Source organism: Streptomyces mabaensis, assembly GCF_053763515.1.
In genome coordinates this window covers 45660-64311 of the sequence record NZ_JBSOPZ010000039.1, presented here as the reverse complement: position 1 = coordinate 64311, position 18652 = coordinate 45660, and the positions used below count along the sequence as shown (strand labels likewise).

The following is an 18652-nucleotide window of genomic DNA, read 5'->3' as shown; positions in this document are numbered from 1 at the left end:
GGTGTCCCTTCAAGGCATCAAGAACTGGGGACGTTCATCCGTACGCGGGTGGGGACGTTCACGTGTACGCCGACATGATCTGAGCGAACGGCTGCTGGAAGCACACCAGATGCCCGAAACCCAGCATCAGCCCTACCTGCTGCTGTGCGCGTCCTCGCTCGACGCGGACACCGCCTGGGAGCTCGCCGACATCATCGACAAAGCAGGGACAGTTCCCGTCACTCTGATCGCGCCGGCGAGCACGGCAGCCGCGCACTTCCCCGAGGCGGAGATCCTCAACGCCTCGCTCAGCACACCGCAGCACCTCGACTCCGCCGGCACCGACATCACGGTGCAGCGCCTGGAGCACGCCGCCTACCTCCAGATCACCGCTGCGTTGAAGGTGTCCGCGCAGCCAGCCCACCCAGCCGAAGGCCCGTGGCAGGACGTCCCGGACGAACCCAACAGGGTGCAGCAGCCCGAGCAGACCGCGCCGGAGGAGGCCGCTGCGCCCGCGACGGACGCTGCCACGAGCCCCTCGTTGACGCCGGCGGCAGACATGAGCGGCGAGGTCTTCCCGGCCCTGCTCGCCGCCACCACCGATCCGTCCGGACTGCGTCTCCTGCCCACCACCGCACCGTCGCCTCAGGCCGAGGAGGAACACGATCCGGGCACCGTCGCGCCGGTGGCCCTGGCCGCAGAAGGTCCGCAGGACCAGGACGCTGACGACGAGCATGCCGTCGAGGCCGGACCGGTGCCGGGGGCGGATGAGTGCGAGGCTCGTGACCTGCACGCGCCGGAGATCCGGGTTCTGGGCCCAGTCGAGGTGGACGGCGTGGACAGCACCGGTCACGGCCCGCGGATGGCACAGCTTGCCGCGTTGTTGTTCTTCCGGCCCGGGCGGAGCGCGGATGTCCTGTGCTCCGACATGGATCCCGTCAGCCCCTGGTCGACCAGTACCCTCAACGCGCGGATGCAGGGTCTGCGCCGCTCCCTGGGGAGCGATCCTGCCGGCAGCCTCTATGTGCCCCGCCGCAAGTCCGGCGAGGATCCGTACCGGCTTTCTGCCGACGTGCGCTGCGACTGGACCCGCTTCCTGCAGCTCGTCGAACACGCGCTGCCTCTGGGCCCCTCCGGCCTGACCGATCTGGAGAGGGCGCTCACTCTGGTGCGGGGCCGGCCGTTCGGAGGCAAGCCCCTGCCCTGGGCCGAGCCCTACCAGCAGGAGATGATCACTCGCATCATCGACGTCGCGCACACCGTGGCCACCTACCGCACACCCCCGGGGCCGCACCACGACCTCAGCGCGGCCCGCCAGGCCACCGCAACCGGTCTCGACGTCGACGACACAGCGGAGCTGCTGTATCGGGACTGGCTCCGGATCGAGTACGCGGCCGGGAACCGGCAGGGGCTGCACACCGTCATCACCCGCGTCCAACAGGTCAACCGGACCTTGGACTGCTCACTGGAGACGGAGACCGAGCAGCTCATCAACGAACTGCTCAACGGCTCGGCCGGGGCGGTGCGCAAGCCCCTGTAGCCGACGGGTGCGCAGACACGAAGCGCGTCACTACCGGCTCTGGGCGACGTCGCGGGCTACGTACGCGAGCAGTTCACTGATGGCGGCTGAAAGAGCGTTTTGTCCCGGCAGGGGTGTTTGGTTTCTGTCGAGATCTCATATGCTCATCGTGGTGAGGTTTGGGATTCTTCATGGATGCCTGAGCTGCGAGAACATGACGGTCGGCACTATGCCGTGCAGTTCCACTACGCGTTGCACGACGATGCCTGGTGCGTGGAGTTGAGCGAGGCCGTGCCGGCGCCGGCAGCGTGGGCAGACATCCCGGGAAGTCTCACGCACCTGCCGGGGCGGGCCTTTCTCGTGGCGGTGATCCCTGATGACGATCCGGCCCTGGAGCCGACGGTGCACATTCACAGTCACGATGAGCACGTCGTGCCGTACGAGATCATGCGGTGGTTCATGGGTCACGTGACCGACCAAGTGGAACGGTGTGCGGTGGCGCTGGCGGTGGAGGCCGAGGACCTGGAGGAGTGGGCATTCACCCCGCGAAGGTGACTGCGGATGGTGCGTGGATCAGCTGTAACGCCAGTTCGGGGTGGATTCGCGGGTGAGCCTGCGGCTTATCAGATCGATCATTGCGAGGCGGAATATGGCTTGTGAGCGGTGCGGGTGGGTTTCGTAGTCGCGGGCGAGGCGGCGATGGTGCATGAGCGCGGAACCGATCGGCCGCCTGTACGCCCGCCGGGCCCGCCGCAGCGGCACGGGCGAGGACGCTGCGGGCCCGTACTGACGGGCCGTCATTCTAGCGTCGTAGCCGTTCTCCCAGCGCAGCAGGTCTCCCGGTTGACACTCGAGCACCTCGCCGAGCGCGGCGAGCCTCCGAAGCGCACCACCTTGGCGCGGCCGTTCTTGAGCACCGCCAGGGTGGCGGGCGTGACCATCCCCGCGGGTGCGGGGAGCAGCCGGCTCCGGCGGCCGCGCGATCGCGGCCCGCAGGACCATCCCCGCGGGTGCGGGGAGCAGGAGAACCGCATGACGCTGCGGCTCACGATCGCGGGACCATCCCCGCGGGTGCGGGGAGCAGACTGCGCGACCTGCGGCTTCGTCATGGGCGCACGCAGCTATTCAGCACTTTCACCGATTCCGGCAAGTACACCAAAGTTCTCAATTACGTCAATCAATCATCTTCCGAAGCGACGCCTCTTCGACGCTTTACTCCAGCCGGCCGGCTTCGCCCCGCTACCTGCACTCTGCGCCTGTTTCTCCTTCGGGCGCCGGATCAGGGTCAGGCCCTCGTGGTCGATCGGGTGCCAGTTGTGGTCGTGGGTGCGGAAGGTGAAGCCCTGTTCGTTGTTCGTCGTATACGCCAGCAGGGCGCGGCCCTGGCCGGCGTACTGCTGTACCTCGTCCCACAGGACGTCGCGGATCCGGGCTGACGGGTTGCCGATGAAGACGCCAGCGGAGATCTCGAGCAGCCAGCGGGTGAGGAAGCCTCGCAATCCTCCGGGGCAGTTGGTGAGCACGATCACGGTCACCAGGTCATCGCCTCGTCTTCTTCGTACTCCTCGGCGCTGCCTCCGTAGTTGCGGCCGGCGGCCACCCGGTGCCCGCCGTCGCTCTGCAGCGTGACGACGTCCCGGTGGTCCTCGGGCAGCGCGCGACGCTCAACGTCTAGCAGGAGCAGGCGTTTGATGTCCTCGACGCAGCGGTCCAGCAGGGACGTTTCGTTGATGCGGTCTCGCAGGGCGCGGCGTGTGCGCGAGGCCACGTCCTCCTCGTCCTCCGCCGCGATGTCGAAGGCGAGGGGGATACCGATCTCAGTCTTGTAGAGGTCGGCTATGTCGAGGACGAAGGACAGTTCGTGGCCGGAGTGGACGAAGCCCAGTGCCGGGCTGCAGCCGAGGGAAGCGACGACCGCGTGGGCGATGCCGTACATGCACTGGGCGGCCGCGGTCAGCGCTTGGTTGACCGGGTCGCCGGAGGCGAAGTCGCCGGGGGTGTATCTGCGGCCGCGCCAACCGATTCCGGTGCGGGACGCGTGGGTCTTGTAGCAGTCCTTGACGCGGCGGCCTTCGCGGCCGAGGAGTTCCTGGCGGGTGAGGCCGGCCGGATCCTCGTCGGGGAAGCGGAGGCGGTACATCGCTCGGGCGACGGCGAGGCGGTTGCGGGGGTTGGCCCACGGCCGCCGGCGTAGTAGCGCACGCCCTGCTCCCCCACCCACGCGACCGCCGCTCCGGTCTCCCCGAGGACGCTCATCGCCTGGTGGGTGATCCGGGTGCCGGGGCCGAGGAGGAGGGTGCCGATGGTCGCCGACGGGATGTGGGTGGTGCCGTCGGCGTCCTCGGCGGTGATGGCGTTGGCGTCCCGGTGCACCGTGCAGCGCTCCAGGTAGATGAAGGACAGCCGTTCGCCGGTGCGGGTCAGGTGGCGCGGGGTGAGCGCGGTGCGCCGGGAGACCGTTGTCATCGCATCATCCGGTGCCGGCGAGGGGTGCCAGGGTCATCAGGCCGCAGCCGTACGCCTTGGCCCGGCCGATCCCGTGGGTGAGGGTGCGCTGCAGAGCCTCGGGGTCGGTGACCTCGAGGCGGCCGTCGAAGGTGGCGGTGACCAGGGTGATGGGGTTGGACTGGTTGCGTGAGGCGCCGGTGCCGCCGGACTTGTTGAACGACAGGTTCCGCTTGTCGCGGACGGTCAGTTCGTACCGGTCGCCGTGGTGTTCGTGCTTCTTGTGCGTCATCCCGCCGGGCAGCAGCCGCCTGTCCGCGGGCTTCTCCACGATGCGGAAGCCGGCTCGTTCCTGGCGGTCGAGGAGCCAGGCCATCTGGTGCACGGGTGTGAGATGGGCGGTGCGTTTCCTCGGCTCGTCGTCCTTGCGGCGGATGGTGTGGACCGGGTTGGCCGTCAGCCGGAACGCCCACCGGTCGCCTGGGGAGAGGCGGCTGAGGAACGGGGCGTAGGGCCTGGTCTGCCAGCCGGGCGTCTCCGGGTCGGCGGCGGCGGGCCAGCCGGCCTGCTCGACGAGGTGAGTGAGGTCCGGCCTTGCTGGGCTGACGATGTACAGCAGCACCTCGGCGCGTGCGTTGTGGTCAAGGCGCCACAGCACACGCGGCCCTTCCGCCCCTGGCGCGTCCGTGGGGAGCAGGCCGGGGAAGGAGGACATGACGGCCGCGTGCATGGCCTGCGGGGAGGACAGCAGGCGGCGGGCGCCGGGCCGTGCGGTGTTCACGCGCAAGCGGGTCAGGAACATCAGGCGCTCTCTTCCAGAGCATCGAACGGATCGTGCGGCGGAACCGGACGACCGGGCTCGGCAGTCGGGTTGGGAACATCGACCGTGGTGCTGACTACGGTGCGCAGAGCGTGGCGGCGGTGCTCGGCGGCGAAGCTGAGGGGCTGGTCACGCTGGATGTCGTGGTGCTCGTCCACATCGGCCTCACGCAGAACGGTCAGGGCCACGGTGGGCTCCCGGCGACGCTGTCTGCGGTACCAGTCCGATGCCTGCCACGGCTCCGCCTCGAGGGCCTGCTTCAGATCCGCCTGTTCGTGGAGGCACAGCTCGACCGGCTGGGAGGGCGGGCAGGAACGCCGGCCGAGGAACGGCGCGTACACCGGTGCGCGCAGGGCGGCGTGGAGCTCGGCGAGGAGATCCTGGTTGCCCTCGACGGCGGCGACGAACACGGCGTCGGCAAGATAGAACCGCTCCGACAGCGGCATGGACCTGCCGGTGACCGCGTGATGGGCGGTCTGGAAGTCCCGTACCCGAGTACCGGGTTGGTCGATGCGCACACCGAACCGCAGGGCGGCCAGGGGCTTCAGCTCCTCGTCGTCGCCGCGTTCGATACCTTTGGCGGCGGCGAGCATGCCGATGACTCCGCTCTTGGTGGGGGCAGACTCCGTGGTGCGGCGGGTGAAGCGGGCGGAGGCCCCCCAGGACTGCAGGGGGCCGGCGAGCCGCAGGGTGAGCACGCTCATGCGGGCTTCTCCAGGCGCTCGGCGACGGCCTGGCCGACCGCGGCAACGAGTTCGCCGAGGTTCTCGGACTCAGTGCCGATGCCGGCGAGCTTCTGCGTGTTCGGGCCGACGCGCAGCACCCAGGTGAGGGTGGAGTCCTTGTCGCCGTAGGCCCGTTCGATGTCGGGGATGTACTCCGCCAGACGCTCCGAGGCCTCGCGGACGTGTCCGCCCTGGTCGCCGCGTACAGGCTCCTCGAAGGCGGCCACGAAGCTGACGGGCCGGGTGCTGCGGAGCTTGACGATCACCGCGTCGGGGAGGGTGTGGTGGCCGAAGGTGTTGATCTTCCCGGTGGGCAGGGAGGCGAGGAACCCGTGGACGAACGCCTCGACAGCACGGCGCACCGGCACAGTCAGCGGCTCGTCCTCTCGCAGGCCCTCGCCCAGGTTGGCGGCGAGTTGGTGGATGCCGAGAGCGGCGTAGCGGTAGAGGGTCGCAGAGTTGAAGTCGACGGTGCCGATCATTCCGGCACCGGTCTCCTCGTCGGTGTTCTCGTCGTCGACGGCGGTGTAGTAGTCGGACTCGTTCTCGACGCGGTGAACGCTGATGGCGTGGGCGACCTGAACGGCGGCCTCGACGTTGATGTCGGCAGCGTCGGCGACCATGCGCCCGAAGAGCGCGATGTCGACGGAGTGGAGGGTGTCGGCGATTTCCTTGGCGCGGGCCTTACTGCCCTTGTTCTTCAAGTAGGCCGTGATGTCGGCGGCACCGTCGACGGCGAGCCGGGCCAGGCCGTCCAGTTGCCGTGCGCTCAGAAACACCAGGTACTTCGCCTCGGGTGCCGGCTCCGGCTCCCCGTCCTTGGCTGCGGTGGCCTTTCGCTTGGGGACTTCGGTCTTCAGACCGGTCGCCTTCACCGTCTCGTCGGCGATCCGCAGTGCCGTCTCGCCGGTGAGTGAGGGGTCGAGGGCCGTGATCCGGTCGGCGACGGCCTCCACGATCTTCTTGGTCCGCACTCCAAGCTCGCTCGCGTCCAGCAGGTGCTCGTCGGAGAAGTAGGCCCGGGTGGCCCGCTTCCATGCCTGGCTGGAGACCCTGGCGCGTGGTACTCCCCCGTACACCGCGGTCTTGGGTGCGCCGGTGTCGTCCCGGTTGAGGTTGCTGGGCGGGACGGTCTGCAGCGCGTGCACGTCGAGGAAGAAGCGGTTCACGAGGCGTCCTTGTCAGTATCCGTGGAGGTGGTGGTGTCGGTGTCGGCGGCGGGCTGCTTTCCGTCGGCGCCGCCGTTGTCGTGCCAGGCGTGGAAGGAGCGGCCCCACTCCCGGCGGACCGTGTCCGCTCCGCCGGGCCGCTGCCAGGTGTAGAGCTGACCGGCGAGCAGGGCGTAGTCGAGCGCGATGTCCTCGCGGCGCAGCAGCACGACGATGTCCCGCAGCCGCTGGGCGAGGGTGGCCAGGTCTGGGGCGGTGCCCGCGCGGACCAGACGCTTGCGCAGGGGTTCGTCGATCTCGCCGGGTTTCATCATCCGGCGCACTGCGGCTCCGAGCCCTCGGCGGTTGTCCCGCCGGTCGGCTTGGTGCATGCCGGTGGAGCGGGACTGCTGGTGCAGGGCCCACAGGGTGAGGGCGACGTGCAGTGCGTCCTCTGCACGGACCAGTTCACTCTCGCTCATGCGCGGGGATCCGTCCGGCGGGTCGTGCAGGGGCCCGGTGTCGACGAGGCTCCACAGATCGGGGAGCTGCCCGGCCTCACGGCCCGCACCGCGCCGGAGTCGGGCGAGGGCCGCGACCGCCTGAGCCTGGTCGGCGAGGTAGCCGCGCTGCAGGGTGCCGATGTGGCTGCGGGTGAGTTGGGCGACCTGCTCACGCGGCGTAATGGATGCGGTGACGGTGGTCATGTGAGTGCCTTCGCAGTGGTCTCGGGCGCCGGCACTGCATCCGCGTCCGGCGGCGTTTCGGCTGAATCAGTGCTCCCCAGCCTCTTGTTCAGGGCGCTGCGGAACCACTTGCCTGCGAGCGCGGAGTTGAGCCACTCGGTGCCCTTCTTGTATTCGACGGTCCTGCCCTGCCAGGCCGCGTCCCCCGCCGCGGCCATGAGCCGGTCACCGAGCCTGCCGACGATCTCGCGCACCTGCTGCTGCCATACGGCTCGCTGCACGTACGGGTCGTCGGCTTCGGCCAGGCGCTCGAGCCAGCTGCGGTAGGGAGCCTCGAGCAGTCCGTAGGCAAGGTCCCGGGCGGTGGAGCGGGGCCCCTCGGTCTCGGTGCCAGCCGCCCGGGCCAGGTTCGTGACGAGGTCGCCAATGGCCATGACTGCGAGGTCGGCATCGCTGACGGCCGCGATGGCCTGCCGGGCGTAGTGCCGCTCCTGCTGGTGGAGCAGGACGATGGCCATGGTGACGTGGTCGTCGACGATCTCGTCGATCACGGACTGCTGCGTGCCGTATCGGCAACCGATGACCCGAGCGCGCAGAAGGAAGCCACGCTCCAACTCCCCTTCGGTCGCCAGACGGGCCACCCATTCCAGAACTCCCGGCCGCAGATAGGCGGAGGGTTCCGACCCCTGTGGGGCCTCGGTCCGGTCGGCGATCAGCGAGGCGATGCCGCGCCACGCGGCGCGCTCGGGGTCGTGCTCGCGGGGCAGGTAGACGGGGCTTTCGCGGAGCTTCTTCTCCTGCGCCGTGCTGCGCCGCCAGCCGGTCATCGGCTCGCGGTGCTGCCGGTTCCGTGGACCGAGCGGGTCCCCGTAGCCGAGAACGACGCCATGTATACCGGCCTCGTCGAAGTGCAGCCGCAGGCGCCGTGTCTGCCAGGTGTACAGGTCGCGCACGCCGGTGGGGGCGCGTTCGGCGCCTCCAGGGCCGCGCGGCTCGCACCGCCAGGCCGGGGCGTCTTTCTCGTCGATCTCCAGACCGCTGGTGTCGGCGGCCACCAGGTTGAGCAGCAGCGTCTCGCGCAGCGTGCGGCCCTCGACGAAGACGCCGCCGAGGTTGCCGGCCCAGCCGACGCCGAGCGGGTACACCTTGCCACCCTTGGCCCGCTTGTCGCCCTCCACACCTGTCTTGATGCCGGAGGTGTCGTAGGCGTGCGCGTGGACCACCCACCTGGCCGCCTCGGCGAACGTGAGCCGGTCAACAGTGGGCATCCTGGTCGTGAAGAACGGTTCCCCGTTGGGGACGTCGGCCACGATCCGGTTGAGGGAGAACACCTCGTCCTTCGCCGTCCGCAGACCCGCGGTCTGGAAGAACGGCGCCTCGGCGTCGAGCAGGTCGAACCGGCTGCGGTGCGCGTCGAGGTACGCCCTCACCGGCGCGAAGCACTGTTCGTCGGCCCACAGGTCCGACCAGGCCTCGATGTCCTGCGGACCGTCAAGCGCGTCGTGGGCGACGGCAAGAAGTACACGCATCAGCGCGAACTCCTGTGTGGGCAGGTCCCCGACGATCCGCCGCAGGTCCGCCGCCTGGTCGAACACCTCCTGCAGCGAGAGCTCGTCCTGGCTGGCGTCGCGCCTGAGCACCGGGATCCACGGCCGGGCGGTCAGGTCGAACGACAGCACCTCGCCGTCACTGTTACTGGTTTCAGACACGGGTCACCTCAAGGCCGCGCTCTTGCTGTACCGGAGGGCGAAGCCTGCCAGGTGGGTCTGACAGTCCTCATCGAGTCGGTCAGAGCAACCAGTTGTCCCAGGCAGGGCCCGTCCTCTGGGAACACCCGTCGGACCTAGCTGCTGCGCCGGAGTCTCCAACAGCACAAGGCCGTCGGCGCCCCATAAGCGGAATGTCGCGTCACCTGCACTGACTCTCTGAACTCCGCCAGGAATTGCCATACCAAGCCTCGGATCCTCTAGAGTGCCTCTCATCAACCAAGCAACAGTCTAAGGGGAGTTAGGGCTTGAACGGTTGGGTTCGCTGGATCCTGGTCATAGGAGCGGTAGTCATCGTCTTCTGGTTAGGACTACGCGTGGGCTACTGGCTGCCACTGGGCGGCCCTGCAGACGAAGGCGCCCAATGGGGCGCAGCTACAGCCCTGGCAAGTGCGGTCTTTGCCGTAGCCGGACTGCCGCTGATCCGATGGGCAGAAGGTGGCCGTCGACCACCCAAGGAGTTGTGATCCGATCTGCGCCGCTCTGCAGCAAGGTCGTGCAGCGACAGCTGGCGAAACTTGGATCCCGTCTCCGGGAAAGAGCGTCGAGTAACATGCGTCAGTGCTCCCCGCACCCGCGGGGATGGCCCCAGTCTGAGGGGCGTATCAAACTGCTCCTCGCCTCTGCGGGGATCCCATACATCGCGTGCCACATCGCTCTGCTTTCTATCCTGCTGCACGGGCCACCTCAAGGCCGTCGCTCTTGCTGTACCGGAGGGCGAAGCCTGCCAGGTGGGTCTGACAGTCCTCGTCGAGCGCGAGAACCAGCTGGCCGGCGAGCCAGTGACTGTCCTTCACCTGCCAGGCGGACACGTACAGTCCCTCCAGCTCCGCGATCGCCTGGTCCATGACGTCGGCGTAGCTGAACTGGATCGGCAGCCTCAGCCCGCAGCTCGCGGCGGTGCGGGCAGCCAGGGTGGTCGGTACCTGGTCCGTGGGCAGCTCAAGTCCCGCGAGCGTGCGGCCCCGGCGGTCCGGTTCGAGCCATGGCACCGTGGCCAAGGTGCCGTCAAGCCGCCGCTGTACGACGACGACCTCCAGGCTCTCGCGGCTGTCACGCACCTGAGCTCGGCCCGCGCGGGTGTCGTCCGCGTCGCCGACGCCCGCCGCCAGCCAGCCGAACAACGGCCGACCGGGGCGGGCGGCAGCATCGAGGCGGAACGTCGCGGCCCTCTCGGCCTGATCAGCACGGTGCTCCTCGTGCCGCACGCGGGCGGTCTCCATCGCCTCCGCCCAGCTCTCAGGGCCGTCGGATCCGTCGGTGTACGCGCGCTGCACGAGCGGGCTGATGTCGGCCGGCAACCGCACCGGCAGCTGCGCCCCGTCGTCGAGATGCGGCAGCAGGGCGGCCGCGGAGCGCAGCAGCGCGTACGCCCCGTACACCGCGACCGAGCCGCGCACGGGCTGCGGCACGCTCCCCGTCCAGTCGACGCCGGTGACCAGGCAGCGCGCCGTGCGCAGCCGCTCGGGCCGCTCGGCCTGTTCCTCTCGCCCGCGCAGATGGCGGTGCAGGCGCCCCATGCGCTGCAGCAGCAGGTCGACCGGGCACAGGTCGGTGACCAGCAGGTCGAAGTCGACGTCGAGGGACTGCTCGGCCACCTGACTGGCGACGACGATGTGTGCTCCGCCTGGCCGGCCGTCCGCCTTGCCGGGCGGGCCGAAGCGCTTCAGCAGATCGGCGTCCTTGGCAGCACGGTCGACATCGATGAAACAGGAATGGGCGACAGTCACGTTCGCGTCGCCGAACCTCTCCCGCAGCGCTCCCGCTGCTTCCAGGACGCGGCGTACCGTGTTGCGTACTACGAGGACGCAGCCGCCGCCCGCCAATTCGGCCTCCAGACGATCGGCGAGGACATCCAGGTCGTCCTCGAGGCGCTCCAGCTCGACATCGGTGCCGCGTGCGGATGCCTCCGGCCGCCGCATGACCGGCGTCCCGCCGGGCGTGACGGCCGTCAGGAGCGGATAGTCGCCGGCCTGGGCGACAGCGTCGAATGCGGCGGTGGCGGCATCGGTCGTACGACCCGCATAGGCCTCGACCAGCTCTCGCCGCCGTCCCGCAGGCAGCGTCGCGGACAGCACCACCACCGGCACGCGGTAGGCGCCCAGCCAGGACAGCACCCGGTCGAGGTAGACGCTCATGTACATGTCGTAGGCGTGGGCCTCGTCGACGACGACGACCTTCCCAGCGACTGCAAGGTGGCGCAGCGCCAGGTGACGGCTCTTGAGCCCGGCGAACAGAAGCTGGTCGATCGTGCCTGCGACGAACGACGACAGCATGGCCTTCTTCCGCCCGCGCAGCCAGGCGTGCGCAACAAGCTCGGCGGCAGCGGACCGCGTACTGCTCGAGGGCCGACACTCCTGCTGCTCCTGTGTCCCGTCCAGGTCGACCGCGGCAATCCGCCGGCCACGGCCCATCAGATCGGCGAACTCCTCATTGAGCGCGGCCTTGGAATGGGCGAGGAGTACCGAGTACCGCGTGCCCTCCGGCGCGGGCAACCGGTCGAGCCAGTCCAGCAGGCGGGGGAACATCGCGTTGCCGGTGGCCATCGTCGGCAGCGCGAAGAACACGCCACCGGCCCCGGACCGCGCGGCGAGGATCTCGGTGGCGGCCAGCGCGGCCTCCGTCTTCCCCTCCCCCATCGGTGCCTCGATCACCATCAGCCCCGCCTCGTCCATCGTCCGGGCAAGCTCGACGGCCGCCTCCTGCACCGGGCGGATCTTGGCCCCAGGTGGCAGCGCGAAGCGGGACGCAAACAGTTCCTGCGCGTCCTCGGCCGGCTCCTGCGGGTTCCACGCCGCGGGCAGGTCCAGGCCGCGCCAGGCGGCCGCCACCCGCTCCTGGCTGGTGCGAGGCACCTCCTGCGGGAAGTAGGGGAACAGGTCGGGGTTGCTAGCTATCCAGTCAGCCACGATGACCAGCGCGGTAAGCAGCACTTGCACGGGCTGCGGCAGTTTCACCGTCCGCCAGTCACCGAGCCGCTCCCGTACGCAGTACTCGTCCGCGCACGCCTCGAGCAGCTCCTCCTGTATCTGCTGCCACGGCTTCCGGCTCGTGCCCGGCGTCCGTAGCAACTGGGGGTGATTGTCCAATGCGTTGATCTGGCCGTGCTCGGGCGGCACGCCATGGTGCCCGCCCACAGCCACGGTGAACTGCCCTGTCTGCTTGGCCGTCCAGCCGTGCCGCTCTTCCAGCCACTCCCCCAGCAGCACCTGGCCGGCCAGCCCGTGGGGCGCGAGCCTGCGGTCCGGGCCCATCGCCTGCTGTGAGCGCATCTCCAGCCCTTGGGCCCGCATAGTCTGTGCCAACGGCTCAACCTGACAGGCGAACGCCGGTGTCGCCTTCCCGATGTCATGGACCCCTGCCAACCACACCGCCAGGCGGCGGGCGTCGGCCTCACCACCGGGCAAGGCATCGGCCACCAGCTTCCGCACGGACAGAGGTAGCCACTCGTCCCACAGCCGCCCGGCCACGGCGGCACTGTCCTCCATGTGCCGCCACAGCGGCAACCAGCCGTCAGAGTCCCGGTCATGCTTGGCCCATACGGTCAGCACCGGCCCGTCGAGCCTAGCCCGCAGACCCGTGCCGGCACCCCCTTCAACTGTCATGCCCGATGGATACAGGGAGAATGTGCGCCATGAAGACTGTATGAAGAAAAAAAGGAGACTTGAGTTCTCAGTCAGACCATAGGCCGTACAACTACTCGACTCAGCCCATACGCTTGATCGCTTGGGGCGATAACCGCCTGGGCAGCACGATGCGACGGAAGCGAGAAATGCCCCAAATGTCGGCTTCTTTGAAAGTGTGTGAAACCTCGGCTGCTCGGCGATAAATCCCCAGGTCACGCAGTCTGCTCCCCGCACCCGCGGGGATGGTCCCGGTCATCGTCGACCGACGCCGGCGCGTCGTCCCTGCTCCCCGCACCCGCGGGGATGGTCCCCCCGGACGCCTCACGCCAGGCCTGGACGTCGTCTGCTCCCCGCACCCGCGGGGATGGTCCCGCCCCGTCCTACGGTCGTGGGCATGGACTCACCTGCTCCCCGCACCCGCGGGGATGGTCCCAGCTCCGGCTCGGTGAACTTGGGGAACTCGCGCTGCTCCCCGCACCCGCGGGGATGGTCCCATCAGGCACCGCCTTTCCGTGTGTTGAAGGTGCTGCTCCCCGCACCCGCAGGGATGGTCCCGGTGAGGTTGCCCGAGGTCTGCGCCGCGGCCACTGTCTCGACGACGGCCGAATGCTGGCTCAGTCAAGATTTCCGTGAAGCCGATCAGTGAGCCGTCTGGTTCGTGACTCTGTGTTGTCGGCGGTCGGCGGCGACGAGTAGGACGCGCTTGCGGAGCAAGGGGAGTCCGGCTCGGCCTGCCATCTGCCGCTTGAGCAACTTGATGTCCGTGATTCTGCCCTCGACGCAGCCCGAGCTCCATTCCGTGCTCAGCCCGAGGATGACGGCGTCGAGGTCGGCCAGCAGGCCGTCGGCGAAGCCGCGTAGGCCGTGGTTCACGTCGGCGCGGGCGGCGGCGATCCACTCGGGCAGTCGGCTCGCGCTGCGGATGGCCATCATCGCGGCGAAGGACCGGACGTGTCCGGTGGCTGCTTCGAGTTCGGGGCAGCGGGCCAGGATGGCCTTGAGTTTCTGCTGGTCGTCGTCGTTCATGCGGTCGGGGTTCCGGGTGATCCAGCCGGTCACCTTACGGACCCCGGGCGGCCGGGCTGGGGGCGGACGGTCGGCCGGCGTGCGGCGGAAGCGCCGGAGGTAGTCGCGGACGACGGAGTAGGAGCCAGTGAAGCCGCGCTCACGGAGTTCGGCGTGGAGTTTGGCGCCGCTGGTGTGGCCCTCGTGCCACCGCTGGTGCAGGTAGGGCTTGTAGGGGTCCAGGGTGCTGGGGAGGTTCTGCCAGCGACCGGTGGCCAGTTCCTCCCAGGTGACGGCGCGGGCATAGCGGCGGACGGTGTTCCGGGACAGCTCCAGGCGGCGGGCGACGGCCCGGATGTTCAGGCCCTGGCCGAGTAGATCGTGCACGGCGGTGTGGTGCTGCCGGGCCCGCTCGGCCAGCCGGCCTGCGTGGGAGACCGGCGGGTTCAGGACTTCAGGGGGTGACTCCGGGGCCGGGGCCGGTTCGCGAAGGCAGGAACTGTGCTTGCTGACCAGGGACTTCACGGCCTCAGCGAGGTTGTGCCAGAGGTGCCAGAGATCTGCGACCTGGACGGCGTCCGGGGCCCCGGCGCGGGCACCGTCCGCGAAGGCGCCGCTCCGGTCACGGCAGATGATCTCCACTCCGGGGTGGCCGGCCAGCCACGCCGCGAACGTCGCCGACTCCCGGTCGGGCAGCAGGTCGATAGGGGCGTGAGTCTCGCAGTCGACCAGCACGGTGCCGTACTTGTGGCCTTTGCGGGTGGCGAACTCATCGACCCCGAGCACCCGGGGCGTCTCGGCGTACGGATCGGGCAGGGCCATGGCCAGGGCCAGCAGGGTGGTGCGGCTGACAGGCACCGGCAGTCGGGCCGCGAGGCGCTCTCCGGCCCGCCCGGCCAGGGCCACCGCGATCGCGCTCAACAAGGACCGAACCTGCGGCGTCCGACGCCCGTAGCGCACGGTCAGCCCGTCGACCTGCTCTGCAAAAGTCACCCGTACACATCCCTGGTCATCGCAGAACAGGCGGCGGATGGTCAGCTCGATGGACACCTGCCGGCCGCCGACCGCGCCGTCGGCGAGACGACGCTGGTATCCGCTATGCCGTCGCACCGACGGCGTTGCGCAGTCCGGGCACGGCACCGGAACCGACTCCACTGTTCTCGCCACAATGCGCAACACCCCACCCTCGGGGCTCACTTCTTCCACCAGCACCCCTTCGAGGTGCGGAAACACGGTCTTCAGTAGCTCCTCACACTCGGCGAGTATCACGCCGCCTGTGACGGAGCGTCACCGGCGCACAGGGGCACGATCGGCTTCACGGAAATCTTGACTGAGCCCGAATGCGGTTCAGGCACAAATTCCGTGATCGGCAGTCTGTTCCCTGGGCTGTAGGCCATCACGGCCGGGCCACTGGTGGAGTGGAGGGGCGAAGACCGAGAGCGTAGGGTCTGCGGCGGTCAGCTGCCGGCGGGCCGGTTCTTCTTCGTCCAGCTGTCGGTGCGGGGGCCTTTCCGGGACAGCCGTCGGGTCATGAGGGTGATGAATGCCCAGTTCAGGTGGGCTTCGGCGTGAGGCAGACGCTCGTAGTCTCGGCAGTTGCGGCGGGCGTTCATGATCCAGCCGATCGACCGTTTCAATCGTCCAAGCACACTGCGCTTATGGATAGTCAAAGCAGTGAGCGGACACCGATAATCGGCCGTGAGGGCCTGCAGCGGTTGGTCGTTGTGGCCCGACGGTTGCGGGGCCGGCTGAGCGACGAGGGGAACAGGTCGTCATGCGTGACGACAGTGACGTCGGCCCCAGAGAACGGTTCCGGTGGTGCCGGACGGGCAAGTGTGGGCGGCGCTGCCGGTGGTGAGCCGGCAGGCGGTAGTGGGGCAGCTGGTGCGGCTGGCGAGCCGCGCGTTGTCCGTTGCCGCGACGGCGAGTGAGCGGGACCGGCGATGACCTCGGTGATGCCGTGGGAGCGGCCCGCCAGCAAGATCGACGACCGTCACCTGCAGCGGCTCGCGGTGATCTATGTCCGCCAGTCCACTCGCCAGCAGCTCGTCGACCACCAGGAGTCGACCCGGTTGCAGTACGCCCTGGTAGACCGGGCGGTCGCGCTCGGCTGGCAGGCGGACCGGGTTCTGGTGATCGACGAGGACCTGGGCAAGTCGGGGTCGAGTGCGGTCGCCCGCACCGGCTTCCAGCGTCTGGTCACCGAGATCGGGCTGGACCACGTCGGTCTCGTCCTGGGGATCGAGATGTCCCGTCTGGCCCGTTCCGGCCGGGACTGGTACCAGCTGATCGAGCTGTGCGCTCTGTCGGGTGCGGTGCTGGCGGACACCGACGGGGTCTACGACCCGGCCGAGTACAACGACCGGCTGCTGCTGGGGCTCAAGGGCACGATGAGCGAGGCCGAACTTCACCTGATCAAGCAGCGGATGTGGAGCGGACGCCTGAACAAGGCCCGCCGCGGCGAGCTGGCCTTCCCCCTGCCCAGCGGCTATGTCCGCCGCCCGTCCGGGGAAGTCGTCCTGGACCCGGACGAGCAGGTGCAGACCGTGATCCGCCTGATCTTCGCGCAGTTCGAGCGGCTCGGCACGCTGCACGGAGTGCTGCGCTATCTCGTCGAGAACGACATCCAGTTGGGTATCCGGCTGCGGGAGGGGCCGGACAAGGGCACCCTGGAATGGCGAAGGCCGAACCGGATGACGCTGCAGACCCTGCTGCACAATCCCGCCTATGCCGGCATCTATGCCTACGGGCGGCGCCGGGTCGACCCGCGCCGCCAGGACCCGGCCCGGCCGAGCACCGGCCGGGTCGTCCGCTCCCGGGACGGATGGCATGTGATGATCCCGAATGTCCTGCCCGCCTACATTACCGTCGCCCAGTTCGAGGCGAACGAGGCGAGACTGGCGGCCAACCGCGCCCGCGCCGAAGCCATGGGCGCGGTGCGAGGCGGCCCCGCGCTCGCGGCCGGGCTGGTGCACTGCGGACGCTGCAACCGGCGCATGAGCGTGCGCTACCACACCCAGCACAGCAAGGCCCTGCCCGAGTACGTGTGCGCCCGGGACGTGACCAACTACGGCGCGGACAAGAGCTGCCAGCTGCTCAACTCCGCCTGCGTGGACGCCTTCGTCGAGCAGCAGATCCTCGCGGCACTGACGCCCGCCGCCGTCGAGGTGTCCCTGCGCGCGGCCGACCAGGTCCAGGCCGAGCGGGCCGAGCTGGAACGGCTGTGGTCGCAACGCTTGGAACGCGCCGCGCAGGAAGCCGACCGGGCCCGCCGCAGCCACCACCTCGCCGAACCGGAGAACCGCCTGGTCGTACGCCAGCTGGAGAAGGAGTGGGAGGACGCACTCGCCGCCCAGCAGCGGCTCCGCGAGGACTACGACCGCTTCACCCGCAGCAGTCCGCACATCCTCACCCCGGCCGAGCGGCAGACCATCACGGCCCTGGCCGGCGACATCGAGGGCTTGTGGCGCGCACAGCACCACGACAGCGGACCGCAAGGAGATCATCCGCGCCGTCATCGACAAGGTCGTCGTCACCGTGCTCGGCACCAGCGAGCGGGTGAAGGTCACGATCGTCTGGGCCGGCGGGACCACTACGTCGGGAGACGTGGTCCGCCCGGTCCAGCGACTGGAACAGCTCAGCTACTACTGCCCGCAACTGACCGATCGGATCCGCGAACTCGCAGGCCAGGGCATCGGCGCCAGCGGGATCGCCGACCGCCTGGAAGCCGAGGACTTCCGGCCCGCGAAGGGCGGCAAACGGATCTCCGCAGCCACCGTCCGCGACCTCATGCGCCGCCTCGCCTGCCCCGCAGGCCGTGTCCACCGGCACCGCCCCGCACCACCCGGCGAGGAGCCCGCCCGGACGAGTGGTGGCTCAAGCACCTGGCCGCCGAGCTGGACATGACCACCTCCACCCTCTACGCCTGGATCAACCGCGGCTGGATCACCACCCGCCGGGAAAGCTGCTGGCCCCACCGGCTCATCGCCCACGCCGATCAGCGAGAACTCGCCGAACTCCGCGAACTCCGGACACGTCCGCCCGGCTGGTACAGCCGCCGCACCTGGACCGATACCGCCGAAACAGCACGGCAACAGACTCCATGAGTGCACTGTGCTTGACAGATCTCGACCCTCCACCGCTTCGGCTGCGGGACCAACCCCTTGTCCTGCGGGTTGCGTTCGACGATCTCCACGTCGATGCCCAGGAGGGTGCTTTGAGCGGCGACCTGGTTCTTGAAACCCTGGTCGACCAGGGCCTTGCGGACGGCGCCTCCGGCGTTCTCGGCGACCTGGTCGAGCAGGGTGATGCCCGCGGCGTTGTCGTGCGTGCTCGCGGCGAGGACGGTGACGGCGATGACCAGGCCCAGCACGTCCACGGCCAGTCCCCGCTTGCGGACCGGCACCCGTTTCGCCGCGTCCCGCCCGGTCGTGGAGGAGGGGACCCCGGCTGCCGCGTGGACACTCTAGGTGTCCAGCACCATCAGGGTCGGGTCCTCTAATCGACGGGCCTTCTCACGGACCTGGCAGCGCAGGAGTTCATGAATGACCTGGTCAGTCCCGTCGTCGCGCCAGGCGGCGAAGTAGTAGTACGTCGCGCTCTTCGGCAGCAGGTCGTGCGGGAGGTAGGCCCCCTGGCAGCCGGTCCGGCCCTGGTAGAGGATCGCGTTCACGATCTCCCGCATCGCATAGGCGCCCTGGTGGCCGCTGACCGAGCGGTGTCGGTCCTTCCAAGCCGTGATCACCGGCTCGATCAACGACCACTGTCCATCCGATAAGTCGCTTGGGTACGGCTTACGTTCGCTCACCCCGCCACCCCAACAGACCACCGGCTGCGGACCAGCGGATTCCGCCCTCACCCACACCATCAGGCGACGACAGAAACCTCAAAGACTCACGAACCGCGCTCTGAGATCTCGACAGAAACCAAACAC

The 18652-nt window shown here is 69.1% G+C and carries 10 protein-coding genes, 5 pseudogenes and 1 CRISPR repeat array; of the genes and pseudogenes, 3 read left to right on the top strand and 12 right to left on the bottom strand.

The features are described from left to right. Positions 1–76: 76 nt before the first annotated feature. A pseudogene (locus tag ACWV17_RS28505) lies at positions 77–1519 on the top strand (AfsR/SARP family transcriptional regulator); the annotation flags it as partial. 174 nt (positions 1520–1693) lie between these two features. Beyond that, positions 1694–2053, top strand: coding sequence for a hypothetical protein (locus ACWV17_RS28500; RefSeq protein WP_455361921.1), 360 nt, complete (start codon positions 1694–1696; stop codon positions 2051–2053). A gap of 18 nt (positions 2054–2071) precedes the next feature. Here ACWV17_RS28500 and ACWV17_RS28495 read toward each other — a convergent pair. The 11 genes and pseudogenes from ACWV17_RS28495 to ACWV17_RS28445 form a co-directional block, all read right to left on the bottom strand. Further along, positions 2072–2209: pseudogene (locus ACWV17_RS28495) on the bottom strand (IS5 family transposase); the annotation flags it as partial. Positions 2210–2679: 470 nt separating this feature from the next. Next, positions 2680–3033 (bottom strand): type I-E CRISPR-associated endoribonuclease Cas2e, encoded by a 354-nt coding sequence (cas2e, locus tag ACWV17_RS28490; protein ID WP_455361920.1) that lies wholly within the window; start codon positions 3031–3033, stop codon positions 2680–2682. Beyond that, positions 3030–3964 (bottom strand): annotated as a pseudogene (cas1e, locus tag ACWV17_RS28485) (type I-E CRISPR-associated endonuclease Cas1e). Before cas1e ends, cas2e begins: the two are co-directional and overlap by 4 nt. A gap of 4 nt (positions 3965–3968) precedes the next feature. Further along, the gene (cas6e, locus tag ACWV17_RS28480) at positions 3969–4745 is read right to left on the bottom strand and encodes a type I-E CRISPR-associated protein Cas6/Cse3/CasE (protein WP_455361919.1); all 777 of its coding nucleotides are present in this window, start codon (positions 4743–4745) and stop codon (positions 3969–3971) included. After that, positions 4745–5467, bottom strand: a complete 723-nt coding sequence (gene cas5e, locus ACWV17_RS28475; RefSeq protein ID WP_455361918.1) for a type I-E CRISPR-associated protein Cas5/CasD — start codon at positions 5465–5467, stop codon at positions 4745–4747. The genes cas6e and cas5e overlap by 1 nt, the downstream gene beginning before the upstream one ends. Next, complete coding sequence (gene cas7e / locus ACWV17_RS28470; protein WP_455361917.1) at positions 5464–6657, bottom strand: type I-E CRISPR-associated protein Cas7/Cse4/CasC; 1194 nt, start codon at positions 6655–6657, stop codon at positions 5464–5466. Before cas7e ends, cas5e begins: the two co-directional genes overlap by 4 nt. After that, on the bottom strand, positions 6654–7343 hold the full coding sequence (gene casB / locus ACWV17_RS28465; RefSeq protein WP_455361916.1) for a type I-E CRISPR-associated protein Cse2/CasB: 690 nt from the start codon (positions 7341–7343) through the stop codon (positions 6654–6656). The genes cas7e and casB overlap by 4 nt, the downstream gene beginning before the upstream one ends. Further along, the gene (gene casA / locus ACWV17_RS28460) at positions 7340–9031 is read right to left on the bottom strand and encodes a type I-E CRISPR-associated protein Cse1/CasA (RefSeq protein WP_455361915.1); all 1692 of its coding nucleotides are present in this window, start codon (positions 9029–9031) and stop codon (positions 7340–7342) included. The genes casB and casA overlap by 4 nt, the downstream gene beginning before the upstream one ends. A gap of 722 nt (positions 9032–9753) precedes the next feature. After that, positions 9754–12693 carry a CRISPR-associated helicase Cas3' gene (gene cas3 / locus ACWV17_RS28455; RefSeq protein ID WP_455361914.1) on the bottom strand — a complete coding sequence of 980 codons (2940 nt, stop codon included), beginning with the start codon at positions 12691–12693 and terminating at the stop codon, positions 9754–9756. Between the two features lie 242 nt (positions 12694–12935). After that, positions 12936–13269: a CRISPR direct-repeat array (repeat unit 29 nt; unit sequence CTGCTCCCCGCACCCGCGGGGATGGTCCC). An 84-nt stretch (positions 13270–13353) separates the two neighbouring features. Beyond that, positions 13354–14988 carry an ISL3 family transposase gene (locus tag ACWV17_RS28450; protein ID WP_455361913.1) on the bottom strand — a complete coding sequence of 545 codons (1635 nt, stop codon included), beginning with the start codon at positions 14986–14988 and terminating at the stop codon, positions 13354–13356. A gap of 209 nt (positions 14989–15197) precedes the next feature. Continuing rightward, positions 15198–15356: pseudogene (locus ACWV17_RS28445) on the bottom strand (IS5-like element IS4811 family transposase); the annotation flags it as partial. Between the two features lie 306 nt (positions 15357–15662). Here ACWV17_RS28445 and ACWV17_RS28440 point away from each other — a divergent pair. Beyond that, positions 15663–17825 (top strand): recombinase family protein, encoded by a 2163-nt coding sequence (locus tag ACWV17_RS28440; protein ID WP_455361912.1) that lies wholly within the window; start codon positions 15663–15665, stop codon positions 17823–17825. Positions 17826–17845: 20 nt separating this feature from the next. Here ACWV17_RS28440 and ACWV17_RS28435 read toward each other — a convergent pair. After that, positions 17846–18526 (bottom strand): annotated as a pseudogene (locus ACWV17_RS28435) (transposase); the annotation flags it as partial. Positions 18527–18652 lie beyond the last annotated feature (126 nt).

Coding starts and splice junctions, on each gene's coding strand:
- ACWV17_RS28500 (WP_455361921.1), top strand. CDS start 1,694: ATGCCTGAGCTGCGAGAACATGACGGTCGGCACTATGCCGTGCAGTTC.
- cas6e (WP_455361919.1), bottom strand. CDS start 4,745: ATGTTCCTGACCCGCTTGCGCGTGAACACCGCACGGCCCGGCGCCCGC.
- cas5e (WP_455361918.1), bottom strand. CDS start 5,467: ATGAGCGTGCTCACCCTGCGGCTCGCCGGCCCCCTGCAGTCCTGGGGG.
- casB (WP_455361916.1), bottom strand. CDS start 7,343: ATGACCACCGTCACCGCATCCATTACGCCGCGTGAGCAGGTCGCCCAA.
- cas3 (WP_455361914.1), bottom strand. CDS start 12,693: ATGACAGTTGAAGGGGGTGCCGGCACGGGTCTGCGGGCTAGGCTCGAC.
- ACWV17_RS28440 (WP_455361912.1), top strand. CDS start 15,663: ATGACCTCGGTGATGCCGTGGGAGCGGCCCGCCAGCAAGATCGACGAC.